This window comes from Ralstonia sp. SET104, assembly GCF_003851545.1.
Classification (GTDB): Bacteria; Pseudomonadota; Gammaproteobacteria; order Burkholderiales; family Burkholderiaceae; genus Ralstonia.
In genome coordinates, this window is the sequence record NZ_BHVX01000021.1 from 44,240 (window position 1) to 59,452 (window position 15,213).

At 63.0% G+C, this 15,213-nt stretch carries 14 protein-coding genes and 2 pseudogenes; 4 read left to right on the forward strand and 12 right to left on the reverse strand.

Translation table 11 applies throughout. From position 1 onward, the window contains the following. Positions 1-107 precede the first annotated feature (107 nt). Positions 108-1,313, forward strand: a complete 1,206-nt coding sequence (locus PSUB009319_RS20580; RefSeq protein WP_124384034.1) for a hypothetical protein — start codon at positions 108-110, stop codon at positions 1,311-1,313. Between the two features lie 100 nt (positions 1,314-1,413). On the opposite strand, the gene PSUB009319_RS20585 is transcribed toward PSUB009319_RS20580, so the two are convergent. The 11 genes from PSUB009319_RS20585 to PSUB009319_RS23315 form a co-directional block, all read right to left on the reverse strand. After that, positions 1,414-1,710 carry a hypothetical protein gene (locus PSUB009319_RS20585; RefSeq protein ID WP_124384035.1) on the reverse strand — a complete coding sequence of 99 codons (297 nt, stop codon included), beginning with the start codon at positions 1,708-1,710 and terminating at the stop codon, positions 1,414-1,416. Positions 1,711-1,828: 118 nt separating this feature from the next. Beyond that, positions 1,829-2,611: a hypothetical protein gene (locus tag PSUB009319_RS20590; RefSeq protein WP_124384036.1), complete on the reverse strand. Its 783-nt coding sequence runs from the start codon at positions 2,609-2,611 to the stop codon at positions 1,829-1,831. A 50-nt stretch (positions 2,612-2,661) separates the two neighbouring features. After that, entirely contained in the window at positions 2,662-3,438 is a 777-nt protein-coding gene (locus tag PSUB009319_RS20595; protein WP_124384037.1) for a hypothetical protein, read from the reverse strand. Positions 3,439-3,656: 218 nt separating this feature from the next. Then, a complete protein-coding gene (locus tag PSUB009319_RS20600) occupies positions 3,657-5,093 on the reverse strand; it encodes a caspase family protein (RefSeq protein ID WP_124384038.1) in 1,437 nt (478 codons plus the stop codon). Beyond that, positions 5,090-5,746 carry a hypothetical protein gene (locus PSUB009319_RS20605; protein WP_124384039.1) on the reverse strand — a complete coding sequence of 219 codons (657 nt, stop codon included), beginning with the start codon at positions 5,744-5,746 and terminating at the stop codon, positions 5,090-5,092. Before PSUB009319_RS20605 ends, PSUB009319_RS20600 begins: the two co-directional genes overlap by 4 nt. Further along, a complete protein-coding gene (locus tag PSUB009319_RS20610; RefSeq protein WP_124384040.1) occupies positions 5,743-6,462 on the reverse strand; it encodes an RNA polymerase sigma factor in 720 nt (239 codons plus the stop codon). The genes PSUB009319_RS20605 and PSUB009319_RS20610 overlap by 4 nt, the downstream gene beginning before the upstream one ends. A gap of 100 nt (positions 6,463-6,562) precedes the next feature. Then, positions 6,563-6,985, reverse strand: a complete 423-nt coding sequence (locus PSUB009319_RS20615; RefSeq protein WP_124384041.1) for a YbjN domain-containing protein — start codon at positions 6,983-6,985, stop codon at positions 6,563-6,565. Between the two features lie 165 nt (positions 6,986-7,150). Next, on the reverse strand, positions 7,151-8,098 hold the full coding sequence (locus tag PSUB009319_RS20620) for a glycerophosphodiester phosphodiesterase (RefSeq protein WP_124384042.1): 948 nt from the start codon (positions 8,096-8,098) through the stop codon (positions 7,151-7,153). Then, positions 8,073-9,704, reverse strand: a complete 1,632-nt coding sequence (locus tag PSUB009319_RS20625; protein ID WP_260393087.1) for a hypothetical protein — start codon at positions 9,702-9,704, stop codon at positions 8,073-8,075. Before PSUB009319_RS20625 ends, PSUB009319_RS20620 begins: the two co-directional genes overlap by 26 nt. Next, positions 9,701-10,510 carry a hypothetical protein gene (locus PSUB009319_RS20630; RefSeq protein WP_124384043.1) on the reverse strand — a complete coding sequence of 270 codons (810 nt, stop codon included), beginning with the start codon at positions 10,508-10,510 and terminating at the stop codon, positions 9,701-9,703. Before PSUB009319_RS20630 ends, PSUB009319_RS20625 begins: the two co-directional genes overlap by 4 nt. A gap of 126 nt (positions 10,511-10,636) precedes the next feature. After that, the gene (locus tag PSUB009319_RS23315; RefSeq protein ID WP_260393088.1) at positions 10,637-11,896 is read right to left on the reverse strand and encodes a hypothetical protein; all 1,260 of its coding nucleotides are present in this window, start codon (positions 11,894-11,896) and stop codon (positions 10,637-10,639) included. Positions 11,897-12,205: 309 nt separating this feature from the next. On the opposite strand from PSUB009319_RS23315, the gene PSUB009319_RS20640 reads away from it, so the two are divergent. The 3 genes and pseudogenes from PSUB009319_RS20640 (at position 12,206) to PSUB009319_RS23500 (ending at position 14,475) form a co-directional block, all read left to right on the forward strand. After that, positions 12,206-13,699: a hypothetical protein gene (locus tag PSUB009319_RS20640; RefSeq protein WP_124384044.1), complete on the forward strand. Its 1,494-nt coding sequence runs from the start codon at positions 12,206-12,208 to the stop codon at positions 13,697-13,699. A gap of 86 nt (positions 13,700-13,785) precedes the next feature. Continuing rightward, positions 13,786-14,127 (forward strand): annotated as a pseudogene (locus tag PSUB009319_RS23495) (PAS domain-containing protein); the annotation flags it as partial. Further along, on the forward strand, positions 14,101-14,475 hold the full coding sequence (locus PSUB009319_RS23500) for a PAS domain-containing protein (protein ID WP_374704220.1): 375 nt from the start codon (positions 14,101-14,103) through the stop codon (positions 14,473-14,475). The pseudogene PSUB009319_RS23495 and the gene PSUB009319_RS23500, both read left to right, overlap by 27 nt. 509 nt (positions 14,476-14,984) lie before the next feature. Here the strand turns inward: PSUB009319_RS23500 and PSUB009319_RS23020 are convergent. Further along, positions 14,985-15,213 (reverse strand): annotated as a pseudogene (locus PSUB009319_RS23020) (hypothetical protein); the annotation flags it as partial.

Genomic DNA, 15,213 nt, shown 5'->3' on the forward strand with positions numbered 1-15,213 from the left:
GATTGCTTTACAGCCACGGTATTTACGACCCATTTTTTCTTGGGAAGTGCCTTCCTTTGGCTCCGTTTCGACCCCGCACCCACTCTCTTTGTCCGTCACCAATCCACATGACAACTGCCCTGGCACATAAGAAGACGCGTTTCCTGACCCTTCCCGGCGCACTCGCCATCGCGGCGGCGCTTGCCGTGACAGCATGTGGCGGTGGGGCCGATGGCAGCAGCAAATCCCCGGCTGGCAGCGGCTCGCCGTCCGGGCCGGCGCCGCAGGACGCGGTCAGCCAGTCTTCCGCCGCGCTGGTCGCCCAGATGGGCGCCACCACCGTGCCCGGTACGAACGAGACCGCGCAGGCATTCGATCTCACCGCAGACATCGGCGACACGTGGCGTCTGGTGCTGAACCAGAACGGCACGTTCACGATCAAAGTGCTGTCCACTCAGCACAACCTGACGGGCACCTCGGGCACGTTCACGCAATCGACCAGCGGCAACATCATTACGTTCACCGGGGCAAACGGTAGCTTCGCGCTCAAGCTCGACACGCGCACCCAGACTATTTCCGGCACCGTCACACTGGGTTCTCGCACGTCCGGCGTGGCGGGCTCGGGCTACACCGTGCCGACCGATACCACCAAGCTCGCGGGCGACTACTTCTACATTGGTGCTACCCGTAACGCGGCGAATGGTTCGTCGCCGTCGTTTGTGGGCGGCACGTTCCGCATTGCCGCCAACGGTACCGACATGACGCTCTGCGACAGCGGCCTGATCAACGCATCGGGTTCGTGCGATGCCGTAGCGGGCAGTAACTCCCCTGCCCAGTCCGCGCTCAAGCTGGTGAAGAACACCACGGACGGACTGACGCACGTTCAACTCGCGGGTTCGGATTTCGGCCTGCTGAGCTTCCAGGCCGGCGATCGCGGTCCGGTTCTGCTGATCGACCGCTTCGGTTACAACCAGGCCACGCCACCGGTACTGCGCACCGGTGCCGTGTATGCGGCCAAGCAACAGATGCTGGCCGGAACCGAAGCCAACGGCACGTGGGAATGCATGGATCGCGGCACGCTGGTCGGTACGGCGACGTTCAACGGCACGACCGTGCAGACTGCGGACACTACTGGGCAGTCGACGGCGGAAACGCTGTACTACAACAACATCAGCACGAACACCGGGCTGGTGCCGGTCAACGGTGCGGCGACCTCGGTGGTAAATGGCCAGGCCGCCAGCGCGGGGGTGATCGTTCTGCCGCTGTCGTCCAGCATGCTCGTGGTGGAGCGCGACGCGGCGCAATCGGTGGCTGTCTGTCACCTCAAGGGCTGATCGCGTGAGCCGCCTCGCGCGGTGGTAACGGAAACGCTCATGGTGCCGCGGGTGCCATGAGCGCTTTTCTATTGGGCACGCTGGCGCAGGCCCACCGCTGTCAATCCCGCAGATAGCGGGCATACGCTGCCCGCACGCCTGGGCTTTCAGCAAGGATAGCCTCGCAGAGGCTGGGGAACTGTTCAAGCAACGCGAGCAGCGGATAGCTATCTTGCGCTGCAAGAAAGCCGTCCTGCCGGCAATCGACGGTGCATTGGCTGCGGCCATCCCGGATCAGGATCTGCGGATACACCAGCGCGATAAAGACATCGCCGATGTCGGCATTGCTATCGCCCTTAAACGGCTCGGGGATGGCGTTTTGAAAGAACCGCAGCGGTGTTTTCCGGATGGCGTTCACGATCGTGGCGAACCTGCGGTAGTCATGAAAAGAAGCACGGCGCCCGCTCAGCGGGCAGGGCGAACCGCACCCTTGGCCGCCGAGTGCGGCGGAGGGGGCGATTCTTCCGGGCACCGTGCTACTGCGCCGCCAGCACGGTGCCCTGCTTGTCAACCAGGGCGACCTTGATGATCTGCGCGGTGACGATCTTCTGCGCGGTGTCGGCGTTTTGGTAGTAGCCGTATACCGTGAGCTTGACCGAGTCATAGCGGGCACGCTGGGCTTCGATCGAACGCGCGGTGGCCTCGCTGCCGACGCCCAGGTAACGGAATGCATCGCCGTTGCTGAAGCCGAGCTTGTACTCACCGTTGTCGAAAAAGTAGCGGTAGGCGCCGGCCTCCCACAGCGAGTTGTCCAGCGGGAAGCCCTTCTGTTCAAAGCTGTATTTCCTGATGGGGTTGGGGATCGTCATCTTGAAATAGCGGCGCGACTTGGCGGCGGCGATGTCCGCATCAATCTTGGGCGTGAGCGCGGCGAGCAGGTCGTGCTTACGGAACTCGTCGGTCGCGCGGGCATAGTCCTTGGAGACGCTGTTTGCGACTTGCGCATAGTCGGGCGGCATGCCCGTGAGTGCCAGGTACGTGTACATGAGCTGATTGCCGCTATCGAGCGTGACGTAGTTGCCGTCGGGCGTGGCTTTGTCTGCCTTCGGCAACGCTTCGCGTGCAGCAGAGGCCTGCGCATCACGCGCGGCCTGCGGCGAGGTGGCCTGCGCCAGGTTGGGCGTGGTCGGGGCAGCAGTCTGAGCCTTGGTAGCGTCGGTTGCCTTGTCACCACAGGCGGCCAGGTTCAGGGTGCCGAAGAGTGCAAACAACAGCGCGCAGGCGCGGGTGATGTGGCGGGTGGAGCGGATCGTCAGCATGGTGGATTCCAGGAGTGGGTAGCAGGGATGCGTGAAACGTCGGGCTGGGATCAGCCGCGCTTGGCGAAGAACTTCAACACGCCGGTGATTGCGAAATACAGGCTCACCGCACAGCCGAGATAGCCGCCCGCGCTAATCGAGATCGCACGCATGACCTCGCGCGTCATGGCCCCGACGACGTCGGCCGCACCATTGCCACCAAACGCCATGGCTGCGCCCTGCGCTTGCGACAGGCCGCTGCTGATGCCTGAGTAGAAGGCCAAGGCAATGCCAAGCAGGAACAGCAGCGGCAGGCAATTGGCCAGCTGCGCGCGCGCATCGTGCACGAAGTACGAAGCAGCGGGACCCGCCAGCGCCACGATGGCCAGCACGCCATACATGCCGGCGCTGCCGCCGTTACCGCTGAGCGCCGCCATGGCATCGCCGGAAGCATTGAGTACGCCCAGCAGCTTCCAGAGGCTCATGCCCATCTTCATGCCCGGCGTCAGTTGCACCGACACCGTGTTCAGCGCGAACCAGGCCACTGTCAGCAGGCCAGTCCCTACCAGCGTGCCCGTGCCCACCCGCGCTGCCAGTTGGCCGCCGCGGGCCTTGACCGCAGCCATGGCTTCGTCGGCTTTCTCACGTGCGAGTTGGGCGTCGGGTACCACCAAGAGCGCGGTGAGCGCGCCGGCCTCGTCAAAGTGCACATCGACCGTCATATTCACGGCAGGCGCTTCACTTGAGCGCCAGATGCCTTCAAGCGTGAACGGATATTGGTGGCCGTCGACGATGACCAGGCCAGGGCCGGTGCGCGTATCGCGCAAGATCTTTCCGCGTTGCTGCATGGTGTGTTCTTCCTGTTGGAGGTTGCCGTGAAGTGGTGATTCCACAGGCGTTGGGTATCTCGCGGTCGCGCTGCGGGTACCCTCTATTCGCAGGGACGATGCGAAACCGGAAGACATTTTTTTTGAGGCAGGCGGCCGAGCAGGCGCACACGGGAACACGCTCGGCAGCAGCGGCTGCCAGGCCGAGGTGTGAGACGCAGAGAAAAGGCTGGGGGCGGTTACTGGGCCTTGCGGGTGGCGGCGCTGAACATGTTCATCAGCGATTGCGGCGTGACTTGCCCGGCTTCCGCCTGCATCTGGAAGAGGTTGAGCCGCGCGGGCATGTAGCCCTGCGCAGCAGCGGCCTCGTAATAACGGCGGGCTTTTGCTACATCGCGTGTGGTGCCGTGCCCGAGGTAGAACATTTCGCCCAGCTCATTGAGTGCATAGGGCATGTCCTGTGCGGCAGCCTGTCGAAACCAGCGCATTGCGATGGTGTTACTGCGTGTGATCTGTGTACCCGCGACAAAGCCATTGCGGTAGGCCGTGCCCAGTACCGAGGCCGCTACCACGTTGCCGCCGCGCGCCTGGCGTTCCAGGCGGGGCAGGTCGTCGCGATTGACGCCCTTGGCTTCGCGCTCGATCTGCTGGGTCAGCATCATCTGCTCGTCCTGGCCGGCGGTCTGGAACCACTGCAGCAGGGGTTTGCCATCGGCGGTGCTGACGGGTGCCGCATCGCTGGATGCAGGCACGGCGCTGCGGGCGGGCGTGCCATCCACGTTGCGGCCTGGGCGCGCCAGCATCAGGCGGGCCTGGGTGTTGGGCGCAGGCACGAGTGCAAAGTCGCCGACCAGCGAGGTGGCGATCCACGGCCGTTGCTCGTCGCGCGTGCTGGCGCGTACGTCGGTCATGACGTGCTTCATGACGTCTTCGATGGACATGCCCGGGCGTGTGAGCCAGTTCGACAGTGCCTGTGCGAACGGGCCATTGGTGCCGCGTCCGTCCAGTGCGCGCTCGCCGGGTTGCGTGGCGTAGGCCACCAGCATGCCGTTGGCGGGCTTTTGCGCCACGAAGCCGGCCGGCGCACCACTACCGCGATAGGCACCGCTGAAGCCGCCTTCATCAGGGTCGTTGCGGCAGGCGTCGAGCATGAGCAGCGACAGATGTGCGCCGCTGTCTTTCAGGCGCGTGATCAGGTAGTCAACGGGCATGGCCGTTTGCGACAACGCATCGGGGCGATCCAGGGGGGCGCCGACCGGAATCAGATAGTTGCGCCCCCGGATCTGCATGCCATGGCCGGCGTAGTAGAACGCAGCGGCGCCGCCGGCATTCATGTGCTCTGCCAATCTGCCGAGCGCCTGGTAAAGCGTGTCGCGATCGGCATTGACGAACAGTTCGGTGGCGTAGCCGGCCTGCTTGAGGCGGGCGGCAATCAGGCGGGCGTCGTTCTCGGCGTTGTGCAATGCGTACCGGCCGGGGTAGCGCGTGTTGCCGATTACCACTGCAAACTTGGGCGCGCTGCGATAGTCGATGGATTCGGCCTGCGTAGACGCGGATGCAACCGGCGCCGGTGTGCCGGCAGTTGCCGGCGCGGCGCTCGAACACAGCAGCCAGGTAGCGATGGCCGTGACGGCAAGCCACATACCGCTGCTTGATCGGGTGTGCGGCCCGTTCATGGCCGGGGTCTGGTGATGTGCGCGTCGAGCACGATGCCTGTTGCCTTGAGTCTGTCGAGCGCCTGCTGGGCGTCACCCTCGCGCACGGTAATCCACAGCATGCCTTGCGCATCGGGGCCTCGAACGATCTCGAGCTTGAGCGCCGCCAGCGTCTTGCGCAGCTCACCCAACGTCACGCCATCGGCAAACACGGCCTGGATGAGCGGGGAAGAGGTTGCCGAGTTGCCTTCCGTGCCGCGGAAGACCGGTGCGTTGGCATCGGAGTTCAATTGTTCCAGGCGCATGGTCTGCACGCCGGCCAGCAATGCCAGCGCCACAATCGACGCAAATGCCCAGGCACCGGCTGCCGGCCGTTGCCACCAATCCATCATGCGTTGCCACCACGGCTGTGCGGGCGTGCGCTGCCGGTTCTTGGCGGTCTGCAGCTTGGGCAGCGCCTCGAACGGCACCAGCGGTTCGGTGTGCGCAGCGGCGCGGGCATGCACGGCCGCACGGGTGTGCTCGACGAGCACGCGATCCGCATGGGCGGCCTCCGCCAGTTCGGGGTGCGCGGCAATCATGTTGGTCATCCAGGCCTGCTCTGCGGCGTCGAGCTTGCCGCAAGCGAACAGGAACGATTGCGCTTCAAAGCGCGCTACGTCTACGCTCTTCATTTGGTGGTCTCCTTGCCCATGCCGAGCTTGCGGCCCAGGCACGTGCGCATGCGTTTGGCCGCCTCGCGTACCCAACCGCGCACCCGTTCGGTATTGAGCAGCTTGTCCTCGGGCATGTGGGCCTGCAGCACCGCCATCATGCCGTCGTAGGTCAGGTCTGTGTCGACCGCCAATTCCATCGCCAGTCGATAGTTCGGGTCGTTGCCAGCCGGCAGTGTTTCCAGGCATGCCTGGGCCGCTGCAACGACTTGCTGCTGGTATACGGCGTCGACCACTTCATCATGCGGTAGCATTGGGCACACCAGGCTGCTGAGCACGTCGCTAGGGCGGTCTTCATCGGCAGAGGCGTCGCTGGTATCGACGGTGGTGCCGCCGTTGCGCAGGGCATCGCGAACGCGCACTTCCTTGTAGTACTTACGCAGTTCGGTGAGCGTGCAGTACCGGGTGATGCCTTGCACCCAGGTCTTGACCGAGGCGCGCTTCGGGTCGTACTTGTGTGCGGTGTTCAGGATCTGCAGCCACGTCTCCTGCACCGCCACGACGGCGATCTCCTGATTGAACTTCGCTGTTTGCAAGGCGCACAGGTCAATGGTCTTGTAAATCCGGTGATAGAACTCCCGCTGTGCACGTTCTACGGCGCGGCCGTTGGCACCAGAGTCGGCGAACTTGCGCAGCAAGTGTGCAAGCTCTTGGTTTTCGAAATCGTCGCGAATCATTCCCGAGGTTCCCGCGTGGTGTTCGTCCAAGCCCAGCCCGAGGATAGGGTCCGTGTCGGGCAGGCGCAACCGGCGCTACGTGGACGTGCATGAATCTTGTTCAGTTCAGGGTGATACTGGCCACTCCAGTAGTACGTGCGTGCTGCATGGTATCGGCAAACATCGTGACAGAACGCATGATTGTCCGCACTGCGCGAGACAAGCGGCGCTCCCACGCCGTCTGGTCATCGAACAAGAGCTCGACGGTGAACCACACCGAGCCTGCCTGTGTATGGGCTTTGACCAGCTTCATGCGGCGATTGACCTCGTCGAGCGCTGCCAGTGCCTGTTGCATCTCCAGTTCGGAGTCGATGCTCCAGACGTTGGGCAGGATCAGTTTGGCGAAGTCAGGGTCGTCGTTGTCAAAGCACAATGCGTAGTTCATGCCTTCACGCTTGAAGCGGATATCGCCGTCTTCATCAAGTTCGGCCGGATAGCCTTCGGCACGTAGGTAATCAAGCAGATGAGTGGCGTGGTCTTGCATGGTTTTCTCCAGGGTGAACGAATGCTTGCCGGCGGCCGTGGCGCGGTCGATGCGCCACGGGGTTGGCAGATACCCTTCATTCGTTGCGAGGCGAGAAAACCGGAAGAGAATTTTTTGAGCTCAGTGGATTGTCCGGTGGAACAGCTGCGCGCTGCCGCACCTGCGCTAGCGCAGGTGTGTCGCCTGCCTGACCAGCGCGCAGAAGTTATCGGCACGTCCGTCGATGATGGCGCCGCTTGGCAGCCGGTTCGTGCGGGCATGCGCCCGACCGATCGCGCCTGCCAGCGCGGTATCGCCATCCACGGCGTAGGCGAACACGGCCAGCCCGGTGGCGGCGGCGTCTTCCAGCAGCATGGGGTTGGCATCCATTGTCTTGGCATCCACGTGCACGCCCACGGGGTTGCCCAGTTCAGCCACCACGTCCAGCATCCAGGCGCGGGTCAGGCGGGGCGAGCTTGCGTGCTGTGCGACCAGGCGTGTCCAGCGGTTGGAAGCTGCAGCCTCGGCGTTGCGCCCGTCGAAGACGATCAGGCCGAGATAGCCCTGGCGGTCGGCGCCGCGCGCACAACGCAGCGCGGTGCGCAGCCCGGAGGTCAGAAACCAGTTGCCATGCGGGATGGCCTGGTGCAGTTGCGTGACCAGCGCCTGTACCGGCTGGCAGTTGCCGACCACTTCCTTGATCTCGGCATTGAAGGTCTTGCCCGGATACGCCGCGGCAATGGCGGCGGCGTCGGCCAGGAACGGCGGCGCTTCATTGGTGGCGCGGCCGTGCAGCGTCATGCGGGCGCGTTGCCAATCGGCCGGGGTCAGCTTGGCGACGGGCAGCGAGCCGCCGGTCAGCACGGCGCGGCCCGTGGTCAGATCGTGGTGCAGCACCCAGGTGCCGTCGGCCAGTTGTTGCATGTCGATCTCCACCCCATCCCAGTCGCCGGCGTAGGCGCTGCGCAGCGCGCTGGCGGAGTTCTCGGGCGATTCGGCCGAACCCCGGTGGGCGTGGATCTTCATTCCCAGGCATCCCGCCAGCGCCGGTGCGGCCGGCAGTACCCATGCCAGCGCGGCGCCCAGCGCCACGCATGCGCGCGCGAGGTCAGCTGCCCGCAGGGTGATAGCCATAGGAAAGCCCTTGCAAGACGCGGGCGCGGATGGATTCGTTGATCGGGTAGCCGTAGCCTTGCCCCACCGCGACCACGTGCGCGATGTTGGTGAGCATGCCGCGGCCGGTGCTTGCGGATGCGCCATCGGCGCCGTTCGCCCCACGTGCCCATTGCAGCATCTGCGTGAACAGGGGGCTGCGCGTGACGGCGTTGTCGGTATAGGACAGCGACACCCACACGCCGCACAGCGTGGCCAGCAGCACGCCGGTGGCGATCAGTGCGGCGCCGCGCGTGAGCTTGCCGTCGGCCGGTGCCCGCAGCAGCAACAGCGTCTTGGCGAGCAGGTAGAGCAGCTTGGAGAAGTGCCCGATGGCACCCAGCAGCGAGAAGAACAGCGCGATGGCCGGCACGACGGCAGCCCGCGTGGCATCGATCCCGGCTTGCGCGTACTTGCCGCCGTTGGCGAAGTCGCTGGCCGAGGCCTCGTACTTGATCAACTCTTGCCGCACCTTGCCATCGACGAAGGCGTCGTACACCGGAGTGAATTCGGCCGGCGAACCGTAGGACGTCGCGACGCGCACCTGCGGCGGCAGCTTGAGCGTCTGACGCAGTTCCCGCTGCACGCCGGGGCGGGCAACAAAGGCTTCGTACGACAGGCCGGGCGGGATATGGTCATTGCCCACCTTGACGCTGCGCGCGCTGGTCGACATCTGTTGGTGGTAGCGCTGTTCAACCGCCGCGCGGAACGTCGCTTCGTCTGCCGGATTCCAGTCCGCAGGCACCGGCACGCTGCGCCGCACGTGCTTGACGACAGCGCTGCGCGCCCGGGCCGGTACGGTGGAGGGCTGCCACCCGCGCCGCGCAAGCTGGTTGCGGTAATCGTTCCAGGCGCGATCCTGCTGGTTGCGCAACCCTTCGTCCGAGGCGGTCGGGATGCGGGCGTACTGGCGCCATTTGTCGCCCAGCGCTTTCATCGCCTCCTGATAATCCTTGTAGTAGGCCTGCGGCGGTTCGGAACGGCGCACGGCCGTGCGGATGAGCGCTTCCTTCACCGCGCGGGTCTTCTCGTCGAGTCGGTCGACCGAGACCGCCAGAAAGGGGAACAGCGCGAGAAACGCCTTGCCTTCGGGGCGCGCGAACAGCGCATCGTCTTCCACCAGCCCATCGAGCTTCAGCCGGCCCTGCACCAAAGAGCGCTGCAGCAGCACGGAGTTGACGGCAATGCGCCGGAACTCCGCATCGCGCGTGAAGACGATGCCGTCAACAAGCGTCTTGATGGCGAAGTAGACCACCAGCACGGTCACGCCAAAGCACACCGCGATGACCTGGTAGCTTGGCTTGCCGGCCCCCTTCTTGGCGCGGTGCGTCAGCATGAGCTGGAGCACCACCAGCGCCGCGGCGATACCCGACAGCGTGCGGCCGTAGAACTCGATGCGGTGCACATCGTCGATGCTGGTATCGCCGCCAACCACATCGAGCAGGCGCGCATTGAACCCCAGCTCGAAGGTCAGGTAGAGCAACGTCAGGCAGATTAGAAAGAGGCCCTGCCGGAGCAGGACAGATCGCGTGGAGGGGCCGCGGGCGGCGCCAGCGGCGGCCTGTGCAGTGGCAGAAAGGGTATTCATTTGAGCAGGTCGACGCGCACCGGTTTGATTTCCTCGGCGGGGAAGGACATGGGTGCCGGGCCGCGCGCGATAGGAGGCGTGCCGCCACCCGTGCCGGTACTGGTGCTGCTGCGCTTGCGATGGCCGGTGCTGAGCGTTCCGCCTGTACTAGCCGTGCTGGTCGGCGCGCTGGTGGTTGGGGTGCCGGCGCCTGCGGTGGTTTGCGGGAGTCCGGGGACATAGCGATTGCCGTCGCCAGCGGGGGCGTTGCCAGCGCTGCCTTCAGGCGCACGCAGTGAAGCATCGGCAAACGGCTTGGTGTTCAGGTCGGTTCCAGGCGGCACCGGCACGGTAGACTGCAGCATGCGGCTGTCGGCATAGGTGTACCGCACAAGGCGCCCATAGCCAGGCATGTCAAAGGTCAGCGCGTTGTTCTTGGTGCCGAGGTTGGCGCGCGGGCGGTCCTTGCAATTGCTGAACTCCCAGTGCAGCACGTCGCTGCCCTGCACGGCCAGCAGCACGTACTTATACGGGCAGTTGCGCTCCTGTGTCTCGATGGTCAGCACAGTGCGCTCACCGATGTTGTCCACGCGGGCCACCCGGGCGGTGAGGGCGTTCTGCAGCGGGATCACACGCATGTAGCGCGCCAGCTTGAGCGAGTACCCGCTGCTGTCCTTGCGCAGCGTACCGTCCGAGCCATCTTGCAGGTGGAATGTGTCCACCACCGTGCCAAACAACTCGGTGGTATCGACGCCGAATTGCATGCCGCCGCGGCCGTTGGGGTTGATTGCGCAACCGGCCAGCAACGCCGCTGCGCCAATCGCCATGCAGAGCCGGCGTGCTGCTATGTATGGGAAGAAGGAGGGCCGGGAGCTCGGCGTGGCGCGCTGTAACGTAGCTGTATGAGTCATGTGTCTGGATTGGGCTTCTTGCAAAGTCGTGGGGCTCATCTCTTAAGAAAGATAAACACTGCCCCCGCGCCCGTGGTTGCTCTTGTCTCGATGCTTGTGCTGCTTCTCTTTCTGGCTTGGCGATGCCTGGGAGTCCCCCTCCGCCTGCGGTGTCGTGTTCTCGTTGGCGGGAATCACCACTTGCTTCTCGGTGGGCTTGCCGGCAGCCGTCAGCGCCTTGATCAGGCCGCCCAGTGGGTCATCCAGTTGCTCGCCGGCGGGCTTGCTCAGGTCGATGTTCCATGCCTTGAGGAGGCCCTGATCTTGCGGTGCCGCTCCGATGCCCATCAGGTAAGCGTAGGTTTCCGGATCGAGAAACAGGCTGGTCAGCAGCTTCTCGGTCTTCGTGTCTTCCACGTCCTTGCCATTGATCCGGACGATGTACGTCAGGTATTGCGTCACCACCTTGGCGTTCTCCGGGGTGCGCTGATCTGAATACGTATTGACCGCCTGCATCAAGCGCTTGTATCGCCTGATCCCGTTGACCCCAACCTTCGAGGTCAGCAACAACAACGCGTTCTGCTGATGTTCCGGCAGCGTCTTGTATCCGCTGATCTGCTCGACCAGCGGTTTCTCCAGTTCGGGGCGGATGCCGTCCAGAAGCTGAGCCAGCATCATGTTGGTCTTGTCGAGCTTGGCGCTGTTGTCGGCCGTCTGCTTCTTGATGAGTTCGGTGTCCTGCTTGATGTCGGTCAGGTATTGGTCTTGCCAGGTTTTGATCCGGTGGCTGACCGAGGCGAGCAGGCCGCCTTCGTCCGCATGCTTGGCACTGGCAATGGCCCCCACACTGAACGCCGCCGCGCACACTCCCGCGCAGACCACCAGGCTGGAATGCAATTGGGCACCTCTCGGTAGACCCCGTATTTTCATGACCAGCAGCACGAGAAACAGCATCACCGCCACAGCAGCCACGTAGCTGATGTAGGGAAAGTAGGGCCGCAGGAAATCCAGCACGGGTAGGAGAGTCGCCGTGGAAAGCGTTATGACTGCATTGATCGGGCCAATATGGTCCGTGACCCACTTCCCCCGTTCTACATAGGCGTCTGTTTTCATTGATGTCTCAATACGAAAGGGACCAGCCATGTGCAGCGCATGGTGTTCGTCGGGTCCTGCGGGGCGGTGTACCGTGCGCTGCGGCTCGTGATTGATACGGCAACCCATTGTTTGGCGGCACCCTTCCTTAGAGGGGTCTTCGGCCAAGTGTTCGGTCTCACCGCCTTTGCGGACGGGCATTCCATTGTGCGACGAAGCTTCCTTGCGCATGAGTTTCTCCGGGGCGATATCTCCTATTCGTTAGGTGTGTAGAAAACCGGAAAGATAATTCGCCGGATGCTCCCAATCTGGCGCGTAAGACCTGCGCCGCGCGCAATATGTACTGCTAGAATTTGCCGGTCATGTCCCAGATCGCGTAGCAATCCAATTCAACACATATTGGGACAGCTGCCAGACGCGTCCCATGCCGATAGTTGGTAGTTGGTAGTGGGTAGCTGGGACTAAAGCAGCCAGCCAGGCGCTCTCAATAGTCGATGCGCTCTTGGCAACATCAATTCCGCAAGATTTCAGGTCGCAAACATGATTGCCTTCATTCTGCTCGCGCTGCTCACGGTACCCGCGGCCCGGTTGATCGGGGCCAGGGAGAGTGCTCCCATGCGATGGCTCTGGCTCCAAATTGCCGCGATACAGGTGTATGTGGTGCTGGCGATCGTCCTGCGGGAGGCTGGCGCCGGGCTCCGCGACGGGGTGCTGTTTGGGGCGGGGTCCGGAGGCAGCGGGCGCGGTTGGTTCCTGGCCTTCTGCATGAGCGTGGCGACAACGACCGTGGTGCAGCTTTGCCGCCGTGCTACGCGGCCATCTTCAGCTGCGGTCCTCGTCTTTCAACTGGCCGTGGCCGGGTTCGTCTTCTATTGGGCGACGGCCTGGGCCGGTATCCAGGCATTCTGGCTGGCGCTTCCGTTGGTGTTCATCCTGCGCAGGGTGAATTTCGGGCGCCGTTGGCAGGACGTGACAGGGGAGGTAGATGCGACGCACTATGCCTCGTCGCTTCTCGAACTGTCATACACGCCAGGCAGCGATGTGTTCGACATCGTGTTCAAGAAAAGCAAACGGGTCCAATTGTTTTCCTTGCCCTCCAGCGAGCAAGGTGTCTTGAGACAATCCCCTATGGACCAGCAGCGCGCTGGATTCCAGAAGGAGCATGTCAAGCCGGTCAAGCTGCCGTTTGCCGCACAAGGCGTGCCCCTGATGCACAAGGTGATGAACGGATACATGGCTTATGCCAATGCCAATTCCTGTTTTGACGATCCGTGTCCGAATCTCTATATCCGGTACCACGAGGAGGAGACGGCTTTTACGCCCACGTCCACTCAGACCACTTATGTTCCTGGCTCAACTAGTACCGGATGGACGAACGACGGACAGATGGTTGTGCTCGATACTCCGGGCAAGACCATCACCACGGAAGTCCAGACGGGGCCTGCATCCTGGGTGCCCTCGGGGTACTGCACCGTGCTGGTTGAAGTAAACCTCAACGACGTTTGCTACAGCTGCACCATAACCACCGTCCCGAAGAAGGAAGCGGAACTGATTGCATCGGTCGGTCGGGCCATCAATGAAAAGGTATTTGCTGCGATCCAGGCAAAGCACGACGCGGACCGCACCCGGGACCAAGAGGCCGCAAAGATGCGGCGGGAAGCGTCACAGCAGAAGGCCGCCGAAGCGGTTCGGCAGGCGCTGGAAGGTGCCGGTTTTTCCAAGCCAGTTGAAGGCGTTTTTTCATGGTATCGCCATGATCCGAACGGTAGCCTGATGGAACTGATCGCTGCAGATCGCACCGGGCGGGCGTTGGTAGTGGCGAGTCAAGGTGCGGAGCGTTGGCAGGGTCTCTGGCAAGGCGCCGAAGCCAAGCTGGAAGGCAGTGCGCTCAAGCTCAAGGTGGTCGATGAAGTGTACCGCGCGCAGCACCTGACCGAGCGTCGATTCAGCATGATGCTCAATGCGGGGTTTAACGAGTTGCAGACTTGGTGTGATCGCGTCAACTTGCTGGGGGGGAGAATATCTGACGCCTAAGGTTCCTACTCTTAGGGGCGTCGGCTGCCGGTAACCCTACAATTCGGTGGTGGTATACCGCCGAAATCATGGAAAGCGAAGCCCGCATGAAGCTGGCCCAGGAGGGCGCGCGCATCGTGACGTGGGAATGGAACCTCGTGACCGATGCCGTCATCTATTCGTCGAATGTGGAAGCCGTGTACGGCTGGCGCATCGAAAGCAATGACGACTTTTGGAAACATGTGCACGCTGACGATATCCCGATGATGAATGCGGTTTACGACGAATCGCTGCGTACCGGCAATGCGCATGAATTCGATTTCCGTATCTTTCAGCCTGACGGCTCCACTCGCTGGATTTCGTCGCGCGCAACGCCGGTGCGCGAGTTCGATGGGCGCATCGTCAAGATGGTTGGCATCAGCATGGACAACACGGCGCGCAAGCTGGTGGAACGGCGGTTGCAAAGGCAGCAAGCGCGTTTCAAGGCTGTCTTGCAGCTATCACGAGAAGGCATGGCTCTGTTGGATCCCGAACTGCGGTGCGAGTCGGCCAATGATGCGTTGGCACAGATGCTCGGGTATCAGCTACAGACACTCGAAGGCATGGACTTCCCGGCGCTCTTTGTCGATGGTGGTGCGCGTCTGCGCAAGGCGCTGCGCGGCCGTCAAAAGGCCGATTTCATCTCAGCGCTGAAAGGCGCCGATGGCGAGGCTCTGGACGTTTCGGTCCGGGTGCTCATTGATCGGGACGAAGACGGAGTGTCCGAGTACTGTGTGGTTGCAGTGCAGGCGATCTGAGACGCGCGAACCCGATGTGCACCCTATCCGGCGCCTGCTCGGGTGCGTTCATCGGCGACGTTGAAACGACAGATCGAAGCAGGCCATCCCTTTGGCTTGACAATCCTGTTGCCCGGCGCAGATCGACGATCCCGTCGAACGAGGCAGGATTCGCTGTTATTCCCTGTTTCGCGCTGAACCTTGTAACTTGCAACCGGCCTCAGCTTGGTCAGTTCTGAAGCCTCATGGGATAGGGCGCTGGTAGACGGCTGAATTCCCAGCAAATTTCCCTGTTAGCAGGGCAGTGGGGTGAGACAAACCTGCCCCAGACTCACCGCTCCGCCAGCAAGTCCAGCGCACCGGTAAAACGGAGCCTGGTTCGAACAAAGCCCCGCCACTGGCGGGGCTTTGTCGTTTACGCGTTCTCAGCGGTACCGTTAGCCCAAGTTTTTAGGGGTTTGAGGCCGCCATTCTCAGCGTGACAGTGCGGCGGTACCGATAGGTGGTTTTGGGCCCGAATATCGTGGTCATCAAGCCGGAGCGAACCCCAGTAAGTTGCGCTGGGCGGCCCAATCGATGGGCAAAGGGGTGCTCTGTTTGAGCGTATCCGAGGTCAGGCTAGGCGGTTGGGCGCCGTCCAACATGGCCCGCACAATGTCAGGTGCCAGGAAGGCCCTGTAAATCATTCGCGTAGCGAAAGAGCAAGTAATGCCTTCCGCCTCTGCAATGTCGGCGATGCTCTTGGTCCGCCCCGAGGTG